The sequence below is a fragment of the Streptomyces sp. AM25 genome, assembly GCF_058146165.1.
Genome location: NZ_JBKIWN010000041.1, coordinates 56,848 through 73,979 on the forward strand (window position 1 = coordinate 56,848; position 17,132 = coordinate 73,979).

The 17,132-nt window shown below is 67.6% G+C and carries 11 protein-coding genes; 3 read left to right on the forward strand and 8 right to left on the reverse strand.

Translation table 11 applies throughout. The features are described from left to right. Positions 1-10: 10 nt before the first annotated feature. The 5 genes from narI to ACLHRZ_RS33350 form a co-directional block, all read right to left on the reverse strand. Positions 11-754, reverse strand: coding sequence for a respiratory nitrate reductase subunit gamma (narI, locus tag ACLHRZ_RS33330; protein ID WP_490422348.1), 744 nt, complete (start codon positions 752-754; stop codon positions 11-13). Beyond that, positions 754-1,380 carry a nitrate reductase molybdenum cofactor assembly chaperone gene (gene narJ / locus ACLHRZ_RS33335; protein WP_490422349.1) on the reverse strand — a complete coding sequence of 209 codons (627 nt, stop codon included), beginning with the start codon at positions 1,378-1,380 and terminating at the stop codon, positions 754-756. Before narJ ends, narI begins: the two co-directional genes overlap by 1 nt. Beyond that, positions 1,377-3,047 carry a nitrate reductase subunit beta gene (narH, locus tag ACLHRZ_RS33340; RefSeq protein WP_490422358.1) on the reverse strand — a complete coding sequence of 557 codons (1,671 nt, stop codon included), beginning with the start codon at positions 3,045-3,047 and terminating at the stop codon, positions 1,377-1,379. Before narH ends, narJ begins: the two co-directional genes overlap by 4 nt. Before the next feature lie 32 nt (positions 3,048-3,079). After that, entirely contained in the window at positions 3,080-6,787 is a 3,708-nt protein-coding gene (locus ACLHRZ_RS33345; protein ID WP_490422350.1) for a nitrate reductase subunit alpha, read from the reverse strand. A gap of 148 nt (positions 6,788-6,935) precedes the next feature. Further along, complete coding sequence (locus tag ACLHRZ_RS33350) at positions 6,936-8,120, reverse strand: MFS transporter (protein ID WP_490422359.1); 1,185 nt, start codon at positions 8,118-8,120, stop codon at positions 6,936-6,938. Between the two features lie 356 nt (positions 8,121-8,476). On the opposite strand from ACLHRZ_RS33350, the gene ACLHRZ_RS33355 reads away from it, so the two are divergent. From ACLHRZ_RS33355 to ACLHRZ_RS33365, 3 genes are read left to right on the forward strand one after another with little or no spacing between them, the layout of a single operon-like run. Next, a complete protein-coding gene (locus ACLHRZ_RS33355; protein WP_490422351.1) occupies positions 8,477-8,713 on the forward strand; it encodes a FeoA family protein in 237 nt (78 codons plus the stop codon). Further along, the gene (gene feoB / locus ACLHRZ_RS33360; RefSeq protein WP_490422352.1) at positions 8,706-10,664 is read left to right on the forward strand and encodes a ferrous iron transport protein B; all 1,959 of its coding nucleotides are present in this window, start codon (positions 8,706-8,708) and stop codon (positions 10,662-10,664) included. Before ACLHRZ_RS33355 ends, feoB begins: the two co-directional genes overlap by 8 nt. Continuing rightward, complete coding sequence (locus ACLHRZ_RS33365; RefSeq protein WP_490422353.1) at positions 10,661-10,981, forward strand: FeoC-like transcriptional regulator; 321 nt, start codon at positions 10,661-10,663, stop codon at positions 10,979-10,981. The genes feoB and ACLHRZ_RS33365 overlap by 4 nt, the downstream gene beginning before the upstream one ends. A gap of 310 nt (positions 10,982-11,291) precedes the next feature. On the opposite strand, the gene ACLHRZ_RS33370 is transcribed toward ACLHRZ_RS33365, so the two are convergent. The 3 genes from ACLHRZ_RS33370 to ACLHRZ_RS33380 form a co-directional block, all read right to left on the reverse strand. After that, positions 11,292-12,044, reverse strand: coding sequence for a hypothetical protein (locus ACLHRZ_RS33370; protein ID WP_490422354.1), 753 nt, complete (start codon positions 12,042-12,044; stop codon positions 11,292-11,294). A 246-nt stretch (positions 12,045-12,290) separates the two neighbouring features. Beyond that, positions 12,291-13,430 carry a hypothetical protein gene (locus ACLHRZ_RS33375; RefSeq protein WP_490422355.1) on the reverse strand — a complete coding sequence of 380 codons (1,140 nt, stop codon included), beginning with the start codon at positions 13,428-13,430 and terminating at the stop codon, positions 12,291-12,293. Positions 13,431-13,800: 370 nt separating this feature from the next. Then, positions 13,801-16,980, reverse strand: a complete 3,180-nt coding sequence (locus ACLHRZ_RS33380; protein WP_490422356.1) for a hypothetical protein — start codon at positions 16,978-16,980, stop codon at positions 13,801-13,803. Between the last annotated feature and the right edge of the window lie 152 nt (positions 16,981-17,132).

Here is a 17,132-nt window from a genome sequence, read left to right on the forward strand (position 1 = left end):
CCGCCGGGCGTCATCCGGCGCGTTCCCATCCGCGCCGCGGAGCCCGGGTGCCCAGTTGCCCGGGCTCACGGCTGCGGTAGACGATGTAGGGGCGCCACAGGTAGCCCACGGGTGCCGTCAGCATGTGGACGAGCCGGGTGAAGGGCCAGAAGGCGAACAGCAACAGGGCGCTGACCGCGTGCAGTTGGAAGAGGACCGGCGCCCCGCTCATCAGCCGGGGATCGGGGTGCAGCACGAACAGGGAGCGGAACCAGGGCGAGATGGTGCTCCGGTAGTCGTAGCCCTCCCCCACCAGGTTGGCGACGACGGTGGCCGACAGACCGAGCAGGATCGTCGTGGTGAGCGAGAGGTACATGGCCTTGTCGTTGCGTGTGGTGGCGGAGAAGACCGGGCCGACGGTGCGGCGGCGGTAGACGAGGACGGCCAGGCCGCCCAGGGTGCACACCCCTGCAGCTGTGCCGAGTGCAACGGCCGTCACATGGTAGGTGTGTTCGCCGATGCCGGCGGCCTCGGTCCAGCTCTTGGGGACGATGAGGCCGCCGATGTGGCCGGCCAGGACGAGCAGGATGCCGAAGTGGAAGACGGGGCTGCCGATGCGCAGCAGGCGGTTCTCGTACAGCTGGGAGGAGCGGGTGGTCCAGCCGAACTTGTCGTAGCGGTAGCGCCAGATGTGGCCGAGGACGAAGACCACGAGGACGAGGTAGGGCAGGACGACCCACAGGAGCGTCTGCCAGGCGGTCGGTCCGTGGTGCATCAGAGGCCTCTTGTGGGTTCGAGTGCGTAGGGGGCCAGGCCCACCTGTTCCTCCGGGGGGCCTTCGGCGGCGAGGCGGGCGACGGCGGTGTGTTCGTCGCCGGTGAGCGGGGGCAGCGTGGCGCGGACGGAGTCGAGCACGGGGGTCCAGGGCGAGCGGGTCTCGCGCAGGGCCAGGCGCAGGAGTTCGATGCCGGCGCGGTGGTCGCGGAGCAGGCGCCCGCCGTCGCGGGGGCCGACCGCGGCGGCGAACTCCAGGACGACGGCGAGGTGGTCGGGCAGTTCCTCGTCCGTCAGGCGCCATCCCGCGGCGGCGTAGGTGCGTTTGAGGCGCAGGAGGGCGAGGCCGCGTCTGCGGGTGTCGCCGTGGGCGTAGTAGGTCAGGTACAGGCAGCAGCGTTTGCGGTGGTCGAAGGTGGCGACGTAGTCGGCGGCGGCGTCCTCCGGCGTCCGGGCGTCGAGATGCTCGGCGAAGGCCAGCAGGGGTGCGGCGGCGCGGTCCGGCAGGGTGGCGGCTGCCCGGCGGGCCAGGGGCAGGTGGCGGCGGCGGAAGTGGTCGTCGGGGTAGGCCAGCAGCAGGGACTGGGTCTGCCAGGCGCGCGGCATCCAGGCGTCGGGCGGGGTCACGGCCGGGGTCCGCTCTCGCCGTCGTCCTCGGCGGAGGGCGGGAAGAGACCGGCGGGCCGGCCCTTGCCGTCCCAGTTGAGCAGGTTGACGCGGCCCGTCCGGCCGGCGGGTGTGGTGGGGGCGTCGGAGGTCTGCCGCTCGTGCAGTGCCCGGTAGTTCTCGACGGCGACCGGTGCCGGTCCGCCGGAGGATTCCCCGAACGGTCCGGAGCCGCCCATGCCGGGGCCGCCCTCGTAGTCCAGGGCGCACTCGGTGACCGACTCCTCCAGCGCGTGGGCCTGTTCCGCGTGCGCGGGCGGGATCACGTACCGCTCGTCGTATTTGGCCAGGGCCAGCAGCCGGTACATGTCGTAGAGCTGTTCGCCGGTCATGCCGACGGCCTGCGGGATGGTCTCGTCGGGTTCTCTGCCGAGGTTGATGTCCCTCATGTACGCGCGCATGGCGGCCAGCCGCCCGAGTACCGTCCTGACCGGTACAGGGTCTCCGGCCGCGAAGAGTCGGGCGAGGTAGTCGACGGGAATGCGCAGGGCGTCGACGGCGGCGAAGAGGTTGCCGCGGTCCTCGGCGTCGTGGCCGGTCTCGCGCAGGGCGTCGGCCACCGGGGAGAGCGGCGGGATGTACCAGACCATGGGCAGGGTGCGGTATTCCGGGTGCAGCGGCAGGGCCACCTTGTACGTGTTGATCAGTGCGTGGACCGGGGAGCGCTGTGCGGCGTCGATCCAGTCGCGCGGGATGCCGGCGCGTTCGGCCTCCCGGACGACCTGCGGGTCGGCGGGGTCGAGGAGGACCGAGCGCTGGGCCTCGTACAGATCGGTGTCGTCGGGGGTGGAGGCGGCGGCGAGGACCCGGTCGGCGTCGTACAGGACGAGCCCGATGTACCGCAGCCGGCCGACGCACGTCTCCGAGCACACGGTGGGCAGGCCCACTTCGACGCGGGGGAAGCAGAAGGTGCACTTCTCGGCCTTGCCGGTGCGGTGGTTGAAGTAGACCTTCTTGTACGGGCAGCCCGTCACGCACATGCGCCAGCCGCGGCAGCGGTCCTGGTCGACCAGGACGATGCCGTCCTCCTCGCGCTTGTAGATGGCGCCGGACGGGCAGGAGGCGGCGCAGGACGGGTTGAGGCAGTGTTCGCAGATGCGGGGCAGGTAGAACATGAAGGTCTGCTCGAACTCGAAGCGGATCTTCTCCGAGAGGTTCGTCAGCAGGACGTCCTTGTCGCCGTGGTCGACCGAACCGCCCAGGTCGTCGTCCCAGTTGGCCGACCAGGAGATCTTGGTGTCCTTGCCGGAGATCAGCGACTTGGGCCGGGCGACGGGCGTGTGCTCCTGCAGCGGGGCGTCGGTCAGGGTCGCGTAGTCGTAGGTCCAGGGTTCGTAGTAGTCGTCGAGGGTGGGCAGTTTGGGGTTGGAGAAGATCCTGACCAGCTTGCTCAGGCGTCCGCCGCCCTTGAGGACGAGCCGGTTCCTCCGGTTCAGCTCCCATCCGCCGCGCCAGGTCTGCTGGTCCTCGTAGCGGCGGGGGTAGCCCTGGCCGGGCCGGGTCTCGACGTTGTTGAACCACACGTACTCCACGCCGGTGCGGTTGGTCCACGCCTGCTTGCAGGTGACCGAACAGGTGTGACAGCCGATGCACTTGTCGAGGTTCATCACCATCGCCATCTGCGCCATCACGCGTCCGATAGTGGCTCCGCCACGGGGCATCAGTACTGCACCTCCTGCGAGCGGCGGCGGATCACGGTGACCTCGTCGCGCTGGTTGCCGGTCGGTCCCAGGTAGTTGAAGGCGTAGGAGAGCTGGGCGTAGCCGCCGATGAGGTGGGTGGGTTTGATCAGCAGCCGGGTCAGGGAGTTGTGGATGCCGCCGCGGCGGCCGGTGGTCTCGGTGCGGGGGACATCGATGAGGCGGTCCTGGGCGTGGTGCATGTAGACGGTTCCCTCGGGCATGCGGTGCGAGACGACGGCGCGGGCGACGACGACGCCGTTGCGGTTGACCGCCTCGATCCAGTCGTTGTCGCGGATGCCGGTCTTCGCGGCGTCCTGCGCGCTCATCCAGATGGTCGGGCCGCCCCGGGAGAGGGAGAGCATGAAGAGGTTGTCCTGGTACTCGGAGTGGATGGACCACTTGTTGTGCGGGGTCAGGTAGCGCACGGTGAGGCCTCGTTCGCCGTTGTCGCCGATCTCCGGTTCGCCGAAGAGGGCGTGCATGTTCAGCGGGGGCCGGTAGACGGGCAGTTGCTCACCGAGCTCCGCGATCCAGTCGTGGTCGAGGTAGAAGTGCTGGCGTCCGGTGAGGGTGTGCCAGGGTTTGAGGCGTTCGACGTTGACGGTGAAGGGCGCGTAGCGGCGCCCGCCGGTTTCGGAACCGGACCACTCGGGCGAGGTGATGACGGGGACGGGGGCGGCCTGGGTGTCGGCGAACGCGATCCGCTTGCCCTCGTGTTCGGCGGCGAGGTCGGCCAGCCGGGTGCCGGTGCGGGCCTCCAGAGTGTGGAAACCCTGGGTGGCCAGGCGGCCGTTGGTGGTGCCGGACAGGGTCAGGATCGCTTCGCAGGCGTCCACGTCGCGGGCGAGGGACGGGCGCCCGTCGGCGATTCCGCCGCGCACGGTGCCGTTCTTGTGGCGCAGGTGGTCGAGTTCGGGCTCCACCCGGTAGGTGATGCCCTTGGTCGTCAGTCCCTGGGTGTCCGGCAGCGGACCGAGGGCGGCCATCTTCTCGGCGACGGCGGCGTAGTCGCGCTCGACGACCAGCAGTTTCGGCATGGTGCGGCCGGGCACCGGCTCGCACTGCCCGGCCTTCCAGTCGCGGACGCGGCCGTGCGGGGTGGCGAGCGCGTCGGGGGTGTCGTGCGTCAGGGGTGCGGCGATCAGGTCCTGCCGGGTGCCCAGGTGGCCGGCGGCGAGGCGGCTGAAGGTGCGGGCGAGGGTGTGGAAGGCGTCCCAGTCGGTGCGGGTCTGCCAGGGCGGGGCGATGGCGGGGTTGAAGGAGTGGACGAAGGGGTGCATGTCCGTGGTGCTCAGGTCGTGCTTCTCGTACCAGGTGGCGGCGGGGAGCACGATGTCCGAGTGGAGGGTGGTGCTGGTCATCCGGAAGTCCAGGGTGAGCAGCAGGTCGAGTTTGCCGGTGGGGGCCGCCTCCCGCCAGACCACGTCCCGGGGGCGGGCGTGCGGCGGGGTCTCGGTGGCGCGGACGGCGGAGTCGGCGCCCAGGAGGTGCTTGAGGAAGTACTCGTTGCCCTTGGCCGAGGAGCCCAGGAGGTTGGCGCGCCACACGGTCAGGACGCGGGGGAAGTTGCGCGGATCGTCGGGATCCTCGCCCGCGAACCGCAGCCGCCCCGAGGTGAGTTCGGCGACGACGTGGTCGGCGGGGCTGCGCCCGGCCGCGGTGGCCTCGTCGGCGAGGTCGAGGGGATTGCGGTCGAAGGTCGGATAGGAGGGCATCCAGCCCATGCGGGCGGACGCGGCGATCACGTCGGCGGTGGACAGGCCGGCGAAGGCGCCACCGGTGCCGGCCGCGGCGAGGGTGTCGGCGCCGAAGTGGTCGTAGCGGAACTGGTCGGTGTGCAGGTACCAGTAGGCGGTCTGGATCATCTGCCGGGCGGGCCGGTTCCAGTCGGACGCCGTGGCCAGCATGGAGTACCCGGTGATCGGACGGACCTTCTCCTGGCCGACGTAGTGCGCCCAGCCCCCGCCGTTGACGCCCTGGCAGCCGGTGAGGGTCGTCAGGGTGAGGAACGCGCGGTAGATGGTGTCGGAGTGGAACCAGTGGTTCGTCCCCGCCCCCATGACGATCATCGAACGCCCCTGGGACTCCTCGGCGTTGGCGGCGAACTCCCGGGCGATACGGGCGGCCGTGGCGGCGGGCACGCCGGTGACCGCCTCCTGCCAGGCCGGGGTGTACGGCTGCTCGGGGTCGTCGTAGCCGGTGGGCCACACGCCGGGCAGGCCGTCCCGGGCCACGCCGTACTGGGCCAGGAGCAGGTCGAACACGGTGGTCACCAGTCGGCCGTCGACGCGGCGCACGGGGACGCCGCGCAGCAGGCCGGCGGCCGCCCCGTCGGTGGCGTTGAAGCGCGGCAGCCGCACCGGCACCGCGTCCTCCGCTCCCCCGGCCGCCGACAGCAGGGGGTCGACGCCGCCGAGGTCGAGGTTCCAGCGCCCCGCGCCGGACGCGCCGAACCGGTCGCCCAGGGTGCCGTTGGGGACCACGGGCTCGCCCGTGGCGGAGTCCAGCAGCACAGTGCGGAAGGCGGCGTGCTCCGCACCGGCTGCCTCACCGCCGAGATCCTCAGCGGTGAGGAACTTGCCCGGGACGTACGCCCCTTGGCCGCTCTCCTCCAGCACGACGAGGAACGGCAGATCCGTGTACCGCTTGACGTAGCCGTCGAAGTAGGCGCATTGCCGGTCGGCGAAGAACTCCTTGAGGACGACGTGTCCCATGGCCATCGCGAGCGCGCCGTCGGTGCCGGGGCGGGCGGCCAGCCACTCGTCGGCGAACTTGACGTTGTCGGCGTAGTCCGGCGAGACGGCGACGACCTTCTGACCGCGGTAGCGGGCCTCGGCCATCCAGTGCGCGTCCGGGGTGCGGGTCACCGGCAGGTTGGAGCCCCACATGATCAGGTACCCGGCGTCCCACCAGTCGCCGGACTCGGGGACGTCCGTCTGGTCACCGAAGACCTGCGGGGAGGCGACGGGCAGGTCGGCGTACCAGTCGTAGAACGAGAGCATCACCCCGCCCAGCAACGAGTAGAACCGGGCCCCGGCGGCGTGCGAGACCATCGACATCGCCGGGATCGGCGAGAACCCGGCCAGCCGGTCCGGCCCGTACTCCTTGATGGTGTGCACATGGGCCGCGGCCGCCATCTCCACCGCCTCGTCCCAGCCCGCCCGGACCAGGCCGCCGCGGCCGCGCGCCGCCTTGTAGCGGCGGGAACGCTCCGGGTCGGAGACGATGTCCGCCCACGCCAGCACCGGATCGCCCAGCCGGGCCTTCGCCTCCCGGTACATCTGCAGCAGGACGCCGCGGACATAGGGGTAGCGGACGCGGGTCGGCGAGTAGGTGTACCAGGAGAAGGCGGCGCCGCGGGGGCAGCCCCGGGGCTCGTACTCGGGACGGTCCGGGCCGACACTGGGGTAGTCGGTCTGCTGGGACTCCCAGGTGATGATGCCGTCCTTGACGTACACCTTCCAGGAGCACGAGCCGGTGCAGTTCACGCCGTGCGTGGAGCGCACCACCTTGTCGTGCGACCAGCGGTCCCGGTAGAAGTCGTCCGCCCGGCGCCCGCCGGTCCGGTGGACGGTGCGCAGGTCGTCGGAGATGTCGGCCCGGGTGAGGAACCGGCGGGCCCGCACGAGGGCCTCGGTCAACTCGCCGTCCAGACGGGCCTGTTCACGATCCGGCTCGACGGCCACGGCCTCGTCCTCCTCCGGGCCCCACGGCCCTGGTCGTCCGCGGCTCGCGACCGGTGACGCGCGAACCTCACGCGTCACCATGCCGCAGCGCTCGCGTCCCGGGAACGTACGACGCGCCTTCGGACCTCCGTTTGCCCGGCCGCTGCGCTCAGCCGGACGAGGCCGCCGCTCCGGCCTCCACTGCGCGGGACGCGTCCTTGCGCACCCTGGTGAGGGTGAAGGCCAGCGCGGCCGCCGCGATGACGGAGAGGAGGGCCAGACCCAGGGCGTAGGAGCCGTAGGTCCCGTAGAGGGTTCCCATCAGCAGCGGCGGGACGAAGCCGCCCAGGCCGCCGGCGGCGCCGACGACGCCCGTGACCGAGCCGACCTGGTTCGCCGGTGTCAGCAGGGCGACCAGCGCGAAGGTGGCTCCGCTGCCGGCGCCCAGTGCGGCGGCCATCGCGAGGAAGGCGATCGTGCCGGCCGGCATCAGGGGCGGTGCGGCGGCCTGGACGGCCGCCCCGGCGGTGACGACCGCCAGCGACACGGCCAGGACCCGGGCCGGCCCGATCCGGTCCGACAGCCAGCCGCCCACGGGCCGCATCGCGACGGCGAGCAGCACGAATCCCGCCATCCGGTTGGCCGCGTCGGCCTGGGCGAGGCCGTAGCCGGTCTTGAGGTAGGTGGGCAGGTAGACGGAGAAGGCCACGTAGCCGCCGAAGGTCACGGCGTACAGGGCGGAGGCCTGCCAGGTGACGCCGAGCCGGCCGGTGGCGGCCAGCCGCCGCGCCAGCGGCTCGGTGGGCACCGCCCGGCCGGGGGCGTCCCTGAGCAGAGCGAAGGACAGGACGGCGTACGCGACCAGCACACCGGCGGTGATCAGGAAGGGGTACGCCGTGCCGTGCGCGTCGACCAGCCGGACCGTGGTCAGCGCGCTGATCGCCGTGCCGCCCATGCCCGCGCCGAAGAGGCCGATCGCCAGTCCGCGCCGCTCGGGCGGGAACCAGGCGCCGACGAAGGGCACGCCCACCGCGAACGACGTGCCGCCGATGCCCAGGAAGAACCCTCCGACCAGCAGGCCCCACAGCGAGGAATGGCCCCAGAGCCCCAGGTACAGCACGGGGACGACAGTGGCGGCCGACACCAGGGGGAACATCACGCGCCCGCCGAACCGGTCGGTGAGCGCCCCCACCGGGATGCGTCCCAGCGACCCCACCACCACCGGCACGGCGACCAGCAGGGACTGCTCGAACGAGCTCAGCTCCAGAACGTCCTTGAACCGCGGGCCGAGCGGGCTGAGCAGCGCCCACGCCCAGAAGTTGACGGCGAACCCGACCGTGGCGAGCGCCAGCATCGCTCCCGGGCGGGCGGCCGGGGAGGACCGGCCCGCGTCGCGGGGTCGTACGTCGTCGGTCGGGTGCTGTGGAGCGCGCATGGCGTCCCTCTCATCGGATGTGCAATAAACCTCGCAATCAGGATCAGTGAGAACACACCGGGACACACAGGGCTGACCGGACCCCTTCGCCCGGCCGGACGGCCGACCTCCGGGATCGCCGGTTCCGCCCGTCGGCCCCTCCCCCGGGGCCACCCGGACCACCCGCCCAGGACCGAAAGTCCTCGATCTGGACCGAATCACCGGCATCCGGAAATTCCGCACGCTTTCACGCCAAGGCAAGCCTTACCTTTTCCGTGATCGACGCGGAGGTACGCATGACACTGCACGACTGCGCACCGGGAGTGCGCGTACGGGTGACCCGGCTCTGCCTGCCCGGGCCCGACCGCCTCAGACTCTCCGGACTGGGCTTCCTGCCGGGCCACGAGATCGGGGTCGTCGGGCGGGGCGCGGCGGGCGGTCTGGTGGTGGCCCTCGGGGACGCCCGGTACGCCGTCGACGCGGACACCGCGCGCGGGATACGGGTGACCGCCTGCCTGGACTCCCATGTCTAGGGCTTGTGCCGCGGCCGACCGCGGCCCCGACCGTCGGCGCAACGGCACCGCCCCGGTCGTCGCGCTCGTCGGCGCCCCCAATGTCGGCAAGTCCACCCTCTTCAACGCGCTGACCGGTGCGCGTGGGCGCGTCGGCAACTGGCCGGGCACGACGGTGCACGTGGCCCGGAGCACGTGGCGGCCGGCAGGGGGCGCCGAGGTCGAGCTGCTCGACCTCCCCGGCACCCGCGGCCTCCTCCCGCGCTCGCCCGACGAGGCCCTCACCCGGAGCCTGCTGCTCGGCCCGGACGGGGCGGACCGCCCCGATCTGGTCGTCGTCACCGCCGACGCCGCGAACCTCGCGGGCAGCCTCTGCCTGATCGCCGAGGTGCTCGGGACGGGCGTGCCCTGTGCCGTCGCGCTCACCATGACCGACGTGGCGGGGGCGCGGGGAACCGAGGTCGACGCCGGGGCGCTGGCCGCGCTGCTCGGCGTGCCCGTCGTACCGGTCCTCCCGCGCCGGCGGCGGGGGTTGGCCGAGCTCGGCGACACCGTGGACCGCGCGCTCGCCGACGGCGGGGCCCGGCCGCAGGGCCCGGTGGACATACCGGTGGGCCCCGACAGTGACGACGACGGGGAGGCCGGCATCGCGCGGGCCGAGGCGCGCTACGCCTGGGCGCACCGGGTGCTCGCCCAAGTGCGGACCCGGCGCGACGCGTTCCGGCCGACCGCCTCCGACCGGGTCGACCGGATCCTGGCCTCCGGCCGGTTCGGCGGTCCGCTCTTCCTGGCCGTCATGTGGCTGGTCTTCACGGCCACCACGACCGTCGCCAAGCCGCTGCAGGACGGCCTGGCCGCACTCTTCGACGGGCCGGTGGCCGGGGGTGCCACAGCGGTGCTCGACACGGTGCACGCCCCCGCCTGGCTGTCCGGGCTGGTCGTCGACGGGCTCGTCGCGGGCGTCGGCCAACTCCTGTCCTTCGTACCGCTGATGGTCGTCATGTTCGTCCTGATGGCCGTCCTGGAGGATTCCGGGTACATGGCCCGGGCGGCCTTCGTCGTCGACCGGCTGATGCGGCGCCTGGGCCTGCCGGGACGGGCCTTCCTGCCGATCATCGTGGGCTTCGGCTGCAACGTGCCCGCCCTCTCCGCGGTCCGCGTCCTCGGGGACCGGCGGCAGCGCATGCTCGTCGGCATGCTCATCCCGTACGTGTCCTGCAGCGCCCGCCTGACCGTCTACGTCCTCCTGGCGAGCATCTTCTTCGGCGGCGCGGCGGGCACCGTGGTGTTCGCGATGTACGTCCTCTCCGTGCTGCTCGTCATCGGGGTCGGCATGCTGCTGCGGCGCACGCTCTTCCGCGAACTGCGCGGCGAGGCCCTCGTCCTGGAACTGCCGCCCTACCGCCTGCCGGCCGTGCGCGTCGTGGGCGCCCAGACCTGGCAACGGCTCGCCGCCTTCCTGCGGACCGCGGGCGGAGTCGTCGTCGCGGCCGTCACGGCGGTGTGGCTGTGCTCCGCCGTCCCGCTGGGTGCCGCGTCCGGCACGGGATTCGGTACCGCCCCGGTCGAACACAGCGTCCTCGGCGCCGCCTCGCGGGCCGTGGCGCCCGCCTTCGCACCCGCCGGGTTCGGCGACTGGCACGCGGCGGCCGCGCTGGGCACGGGGTTCGTGGCGAAGGAGGCGGTGGTGTCCACACTCGCGCAGACCTACGGCACCGACGATGCAGGCCGCCAAAGGGAGTTGAGCACGGAGCTGCGCACCACCTTCGACCGGGCGTCGGGCGGGCATCCGTTGCCCGCGGTGCTGGCCTTCCTGGTGTTCGTGCTGGCCTACACGCCGTGCATGACCACGATCGCCACGCAGTGGCAGGAGATCGGAGCACGCATGACGCTCCTCGCCACCGGGCTGCAACTGGCCGTCGCCTGGCTGCTGGCGGTCGCGGTCTTCCGCATCGGGAGCCTGTGGTGGTGAGCCGGCCGGTCAGCCCGCTGCGGCACGTCCTGCAGCAGATCCTCCAGGCGCAGGGCGGTCTGCGTCTGGAGGAGATCGCGGCCCGGGCGGGGGTCGCGCCGGACGAGGCCGCCTCGATGGTCGACTACTGGATCGCGCGCGGCGTACTGACCCGTGAGGCGGTCAACGGCGGCTGCCCGACAACCGGTTGCGGGGGATGCACGCTGACCCGCTCCTGCGCCGGGGCCCGCACGGGCGCGGCCCCCGCACCGCAGGTTCTGCGCATCGTCCGGCCGACGCGGGGCGGAGACGACAGCGCGGAGCGGAGTGCCGGCTGAGCGCGGCGGTCGGCCAGCATCCGCATGGCGGTTCACCAGCTCGTTCTGACGCCCCTTCCAGGAGGCAAGCAGGTCGCGGGGCTCGATCGACCGGAACGGCGCCGAGCGACCGCCCCCATGCTGCTCGTAAAACCGAGACCTACGCATTACGAGGGCTGGCAAGATCGTGACGGGTCGTGATACGTGATCACGCTCGATCCAGTTTTACCTGGTCAGAGACTTGTCGACCTCAGCGGCGTAATGCTCAATCCAACGGATGCTGTCCCGTCCGCTCACGCATCGCTCACGCAATCCCGCCCTTCGCACGAGGTCAGGAGTCGGGCTTGAGCTGCTGCTGCATCTCCTCAATGCGGCGCCGCGTCACCTCCGCCTTTCGCTCTTCGCGCCGGAGCTTCTCTTGTGCTGCAGCCAACTCCCCCGCTATGCGTTCTCGATCCACCGCCGCACGTTCAGCCTGGACTGCCTCGTCGCTGTACGCCGGTCCCACGCGGACGCTCTGCACGACACCGCGACGCTCGCCGCACTCCGGGCAGTCGACGACGCGAGCTGACACGTGATCGTTCTCACGGTGCTGGATGTGCTGGGCAACGTGGTCGCACGTCAGCGTCAGATCCCAGGTGTCGAGGTCCTTCTTGCGCTCCTCCTTCGAGGGCAAGGTGGCGCAGAAGTCCGCGAGTTTTCTGAGCGTATAGGGACTCAATGGAGGCGGCGGGCAGCAGTTGGAGCAGTGGGTGACCCGAGACTCACTGTAGCTCCAGCGCGAACTTGCGCAGTTCGGATGCTTCTCTTTGAAGCGCGCTTCAGCGGCGTCGTACTCCCGCCGCTCTTCCTCTGACAGCTTCATCAACGGAGGCCAATCGCCAAGGCTGTCGTGCATCGGCTCTCCACAGCCCCTACAGGGTTCGCCGGCCATGACCTCTTCCCAGGTCAGGCGCATCCCTTCCCGTGCCCACCTCTCGCGTCGCTCATTGTCCCGCTGGTCTTCTTGCTCAGCGGCAAGAGCCTTCTGTCGGGCACGGGCGGCGGCGCGCTGCTGGCGCTGCTCCTCGGTCAGTTTGGCCATGACTCCCCTCCTCGCTTGGACAACTCCGTCGTCGTACAAGCTCACGACGTCATCCTGCGGCGAGCCCGCCGCTGGATATGCCCAGCTTGCGTTTTCGGCAGGGAGTCTGACCAAGTCAGACCAAATGCCTTCACTGCGGACCGGTTCCGTCCGCGCCTTCAACTGTGCAGTCGCAGAGTGCCTCCTACTGCCCCAGGCGCCGTCCCCTGCGGAGGTAATGGCACGGCTGTGGCGCCTGCGTCGGGGTCACCCCGCTCCATACGCTTCCGACTGCTTCCACGCCCCGTCCGCCAAGGCCGCCAGGACACGACGTTTGATCTCGGCGCGCTGAGGGCTGGTGACGAGCGAGCTGGGCAGAAAGCCATCACGCGCTTCGTGGGGCCGCAGCACGGCGCGGATGTAGGCGTACTCGGATGGGTACCCCTCCACAAGAAGCTGGCTGGCTGCGGCCCTAGCTTCGGCCGAAGCTAGGGCGTGGGGGCTTTCACGTTCCCGCTCGCGCAGCGCCTGGGCGATCTGACGGACGTACCGCTTGTACTCAAGACGCCGCTGCTGGATGGCCGCGAGGAATCGACGGGCGTTGAGCACCGCCATGGCTTCCTCCATGGGGAGGGCGTAGAAGCCGTCCGGGAGAGTTCCCAACCCATGAGGAGTTTCCACGCGCGCTCGCTCTGCGGTCCTCTCCCCAAGTTCTCTCAGAGCGTTCTCCCACCGTCCCAGCATCAGGGGATGACGCAGCGCCATGTTGCGTTCTTCTTGGTCCTTGGCATCGTCGGCAGCAGCAAGCCGTACGGCAGCGTCATCGGCACCGAGCAGCGCCTCGGCTTCCGGAGTGCGCGGCGCGGCGATCTGGCCTTGCTCATAGGCATACTTGATCTGCTCGTGCACGTTGCGGAACGAGGGTCGCTCGGCTTCGTTGCCGACATTCCGGCGGACGCGCTCCTGCTGAAGAAGCTCCGCGTACTCACCCGGGAACGCATTCCGTAACCAGCCCAGAGCGGTGAGGTGGGAATTCGTTCCGTTCTTACGTTCCGCACTGTTGTTGAAGTCGTTGCTGCGTAACTTCTTGGCCAGCGTACCGGCCTCGTGTGCGCGGTTGCGGACACGGCGCAGCCGGTGCTCGGTGGGTTCCAGACGAGGGTCACCGGTGTAGCGCATCCGTTCGACCGCGACCTGGAGTTCTCCGCAGGCGCAGAGCAGGGCGTCCTGCCAGTCCAGCCGCCATTCTGCCTTGCGCAACAGGCGACGGGTGCGTTGCGGGATGTAGCCGTTGGTAGCTTCCGCAATGGCCACTGCGACGAGGTTGTCGAAGCTGTCGGTGATCAGCGGTACAAGCTCGTCCGTCGGCACGTGCTCGACGTCGGCAAGCCTCAGCCTCTCCCCCATACCAACCTTCCTTCGGCACGTCTTGAATCAAGGCGCGGCTGCACCGCCACCACCCCCTCCAGCCAAAGCAGGCTATCCAGAAGGAAGTTGGACCGGGGCCTAATAGCCCCACGGACAGCGGCCTGACGGATAGGCCAACCGCATGCGGGGTGCCCGAGGCCAGCGACGAGCTGGCCTGGAGCCGGTCGACGCCACGGGCGCTATGGACCGATGGACGAGGTTCACTCCAACAGGCGACCGGTCGGCCACTGCATCTCTTTCAGTCTGCACTCTCACAGGCGAGGAGGGCCTGGACGACGCAGCAGGCAGCACGGCTCCACCGGACCCGCATTTTCACTTCTCGAGCCCCAGAATAAGCCATTCACAGAAATTAATCACCCTTTGATTCGCCACCGAGGAAAATCTCATCTGTTAGATTGAATTGCATGGCAACTGCATTCAACATCTGCAAATCGAATTGAGTTTCAGGGTGATCGGGTCCAAACCTGCGCATATCTTCCTCGTAAGCCTCTCTTGCGACAGAAACAGCTTCCTGCCCGCGGCCTTCCAGAGAGTAGGCTGAAGAGAGATTGACGAGGGCAGATGCAAGCTGTCCTCTTTCAGGACCGTTTGTCGTTCGCAGGACTTCAATTGCAGCCAACAGGTCAGCCTTGGACTCCTTGATGGGGATTTCCCCCACAGCTGCCTGATGCAAGCGACACCTACCCCTGATTGCCAGTAGCGATGCATACATCGAACTCCGCACACCAAACTGCGACGACAGCAACGTATCCAAGCTCTCCAGGATTTGGGTGGCACGGCCCAAATCACCCCTCTCGATAGCCGTGTCAGCCGCACCCAGCTGCACATCGAAATAGAATCGATCACGCCGATAGCCACCCGCCGCTTGAGCCTCCGACACTCTGTCAAGATACTCGCTTTGCCATTCAGCGGAGCCTCGCAAACGAGCCAGCATTGCGGTATCAGAATGGATGCCCATAACTAGGTCCGCAGGAACGGCATCAGCCAAAGCATCCGCACGAGAAATGCACCACGTATTGATCTCTTCAGCTTCATCTAGTCGGTTAGTTAGTTCCAACAAGCGCACTCTGACGTGAGCAGCAAGGAGACCTCCAATGAGGCGCTCCTCACCCAAATCATTCAACGCAGAAAGATCCGGAAGCTTGCAAATCGCGCTATCTGCAAGATCCCTACGCCCCAATTTGACGGCGGCGTTTCCCAAAGCCAAGTAGGCCCTATCGACGGAATCCCGGTCGGCATACCGCTCAGTCAACTCGACATTACCTTGAATAAGATGCAACGCTCTATCGGCGTCACCCGATTGAATATAAACCTGCCCCAAAGATTCTCGCGCCGCGAAAAGGAGACTGAGAGGGGCTATGCCTTGATGAAACAGACCTTCTGTGATTCGAAGAACTTGATCACCCATGCGCACGGCATTCTCTTCATCACCCAAGGCGCACAGGCGATCCACCAAGCTTTTGGCAACAGCCATGACGGCGGGACCATGCATGTCGGCTTGGAATGCCTCATCGACGATTCTGATGGCGTGCCCGATATGCGGATCGAGCAGCTCGGGAGACTCTGGCCCTCTCCCAATGAGCTGTGAGGCGAAAAGACCGAAGGCTGTTTCAATCCACGTTTCTGATTCCTGTGAGGCTCCGGCTGCGATCAATCTAATCAATGGATGAACCCGTATGGTGCCGCGCTCAACACTTACCAAAGAGAATGCAGACAGGCATGCTACTGCATCGTCTCGCTGCATCTCATCATAGAGAGCTATGCGCGCGTTCCAGCCCTTATCATCTCGGGAATACCCGACCCAGGAGGGCTCAACGCGGGTACGCTTGCGTATGAAGCGACGTTCCTGCTTACTCACCATCACAGGCCCTATAACAAATGGGCGCATGGGCTCCTCGCCAAAGATATCCAGCCGTAGTGGCTCAGCGCCAACATGAGCGAGAAGAGTGAGTAGGCAGCGAGAGAATGGGTTCCGACTACCTGCTTCTGTTATAGCCAACTGGATCGCACTTGCCACAGTAACTGGATGGCGGCCAGCTTCACCACGATCAAGCATTTGTGTAGAGGCCTTGCGGAATCGATCCAAGTACTGCGGGATTGTTATCCCAACCGTCAAACAATAATTTACGGCTTGATTTATAGCCAGAGGATGATTCCCGAGATGGTCGGCCAATTCGACCATGTGGGCGGCCGGCATGTTCGGCAACACCTTCGCTATAAAACAGTACGCTTCCTCGGGAGACCATGATGACAAATGGACGTGATGGTGAGATTCGTCGATATGACTGGCTGTTGTGGTGATCAGAACGCGGCACAATGATTGACGCGGTAGCAGGTTGCGCACGATCGACGGTTCCGTAACTCCATCGATAATGAGCAATGTTGCCGAACTTTCTGGCAAGGCGACGGTTCTGCCAGGAGCACTGCCCGCAATCACTTTCTGCCCAGTGAGCTCTTCCAGGCCGAGCAGAAGACCGGCTCGGGTGGTCCCATCGATCACTTCGACCCTGAAGACTTCCGAGTGTAGGGCGGCAAATTGACCGGCCAGGCTAGTCTTACCAGCACCCGCCATTCCAGATATCACGACAGGCGAAACAGGGTCGGGGCTACCTGGCGCCAACCGACACTCCAGCTCGTCAAGATGCGCGGTCCGGCCAACGAATAGTGGATCGGGGTCCCATCCTGGATGCCGGGAGGTCGGGATCGTACGTGCTTCATTCTTATCAGCATTCTGCAGCAGCAGGCGCCGCAATTCTTCAGCAGATAGATACCTTCTCCGCTGACTGTTTAGTGATTCAAGCTGCGCACATGCGCGAATGGTTGCAGCAATGTTTGCAGGGCTCCCCTGGCGTGATTTAGGTCTATCTGTACTGGCTTCAGCAATCCTCCCGATCAAAACCTCATAACAGGATTCCGCGTGGATCGGCGATCTCCCTAGAGACTTGAGGAAATCTGCAGTCCTCCTCACTCCGACGTCGGTTATCTCATTTCGCCGAGGGAGTGGATGTGCGGGAAAGTTGAGGTGCTCAATGAACTCCTCTGCCTCCGCAAGAGATATTTTCAGGCGCTTCTGCAGCTGCTCCACCGCTGCATTTCTGGCCGAGACATCTTGAGATATCTTTGCCTGCCGGAGTGCATTAGCTGGTCCACCAAAACCTGCGTTACTATGAAAAGCAACGGTACATGTCTTCCCTGCGGCCTTCCACGCTGAGTAGAGGTCAATCAAGACGCGGTCCTTGTCCAAAGCAGACCATGTCCAGGTTGGATCACCCTTATGGTGCGGCTCGCGATGCTTAATCGAGACAAGTTCGGGTGGACCTTCTCGAGGCAGGAGGATCACATCCGTGGAGTACTCGACCAGGACACCCCGCAGGTCGGCGCCGAAGTATTCCAGCAGTGTCAGCGCTACGCACTCATCTTGGTACTCAAACCGAGCACGTGTCTCAGGGCCTGTGTTTCTTTGATCGCGTGGCAGCGCCTGAGTAGCTTCGAGATACGGATCGTTCTCGCCCGTGGGAGACGTGACCATAGGGTGATGATACGTCTCAACAGATCGACTACCCCCTGGTTTGGGCAAGTTGAGGCTATGGCCTTGCACTAACGGCGGTTCGAAGCGGTAGCAGGCCGGTTGGTAGGAGCTTCGCTCACTTCTCAGAGGGTGTTAAGTCCCGTTCCTGATGA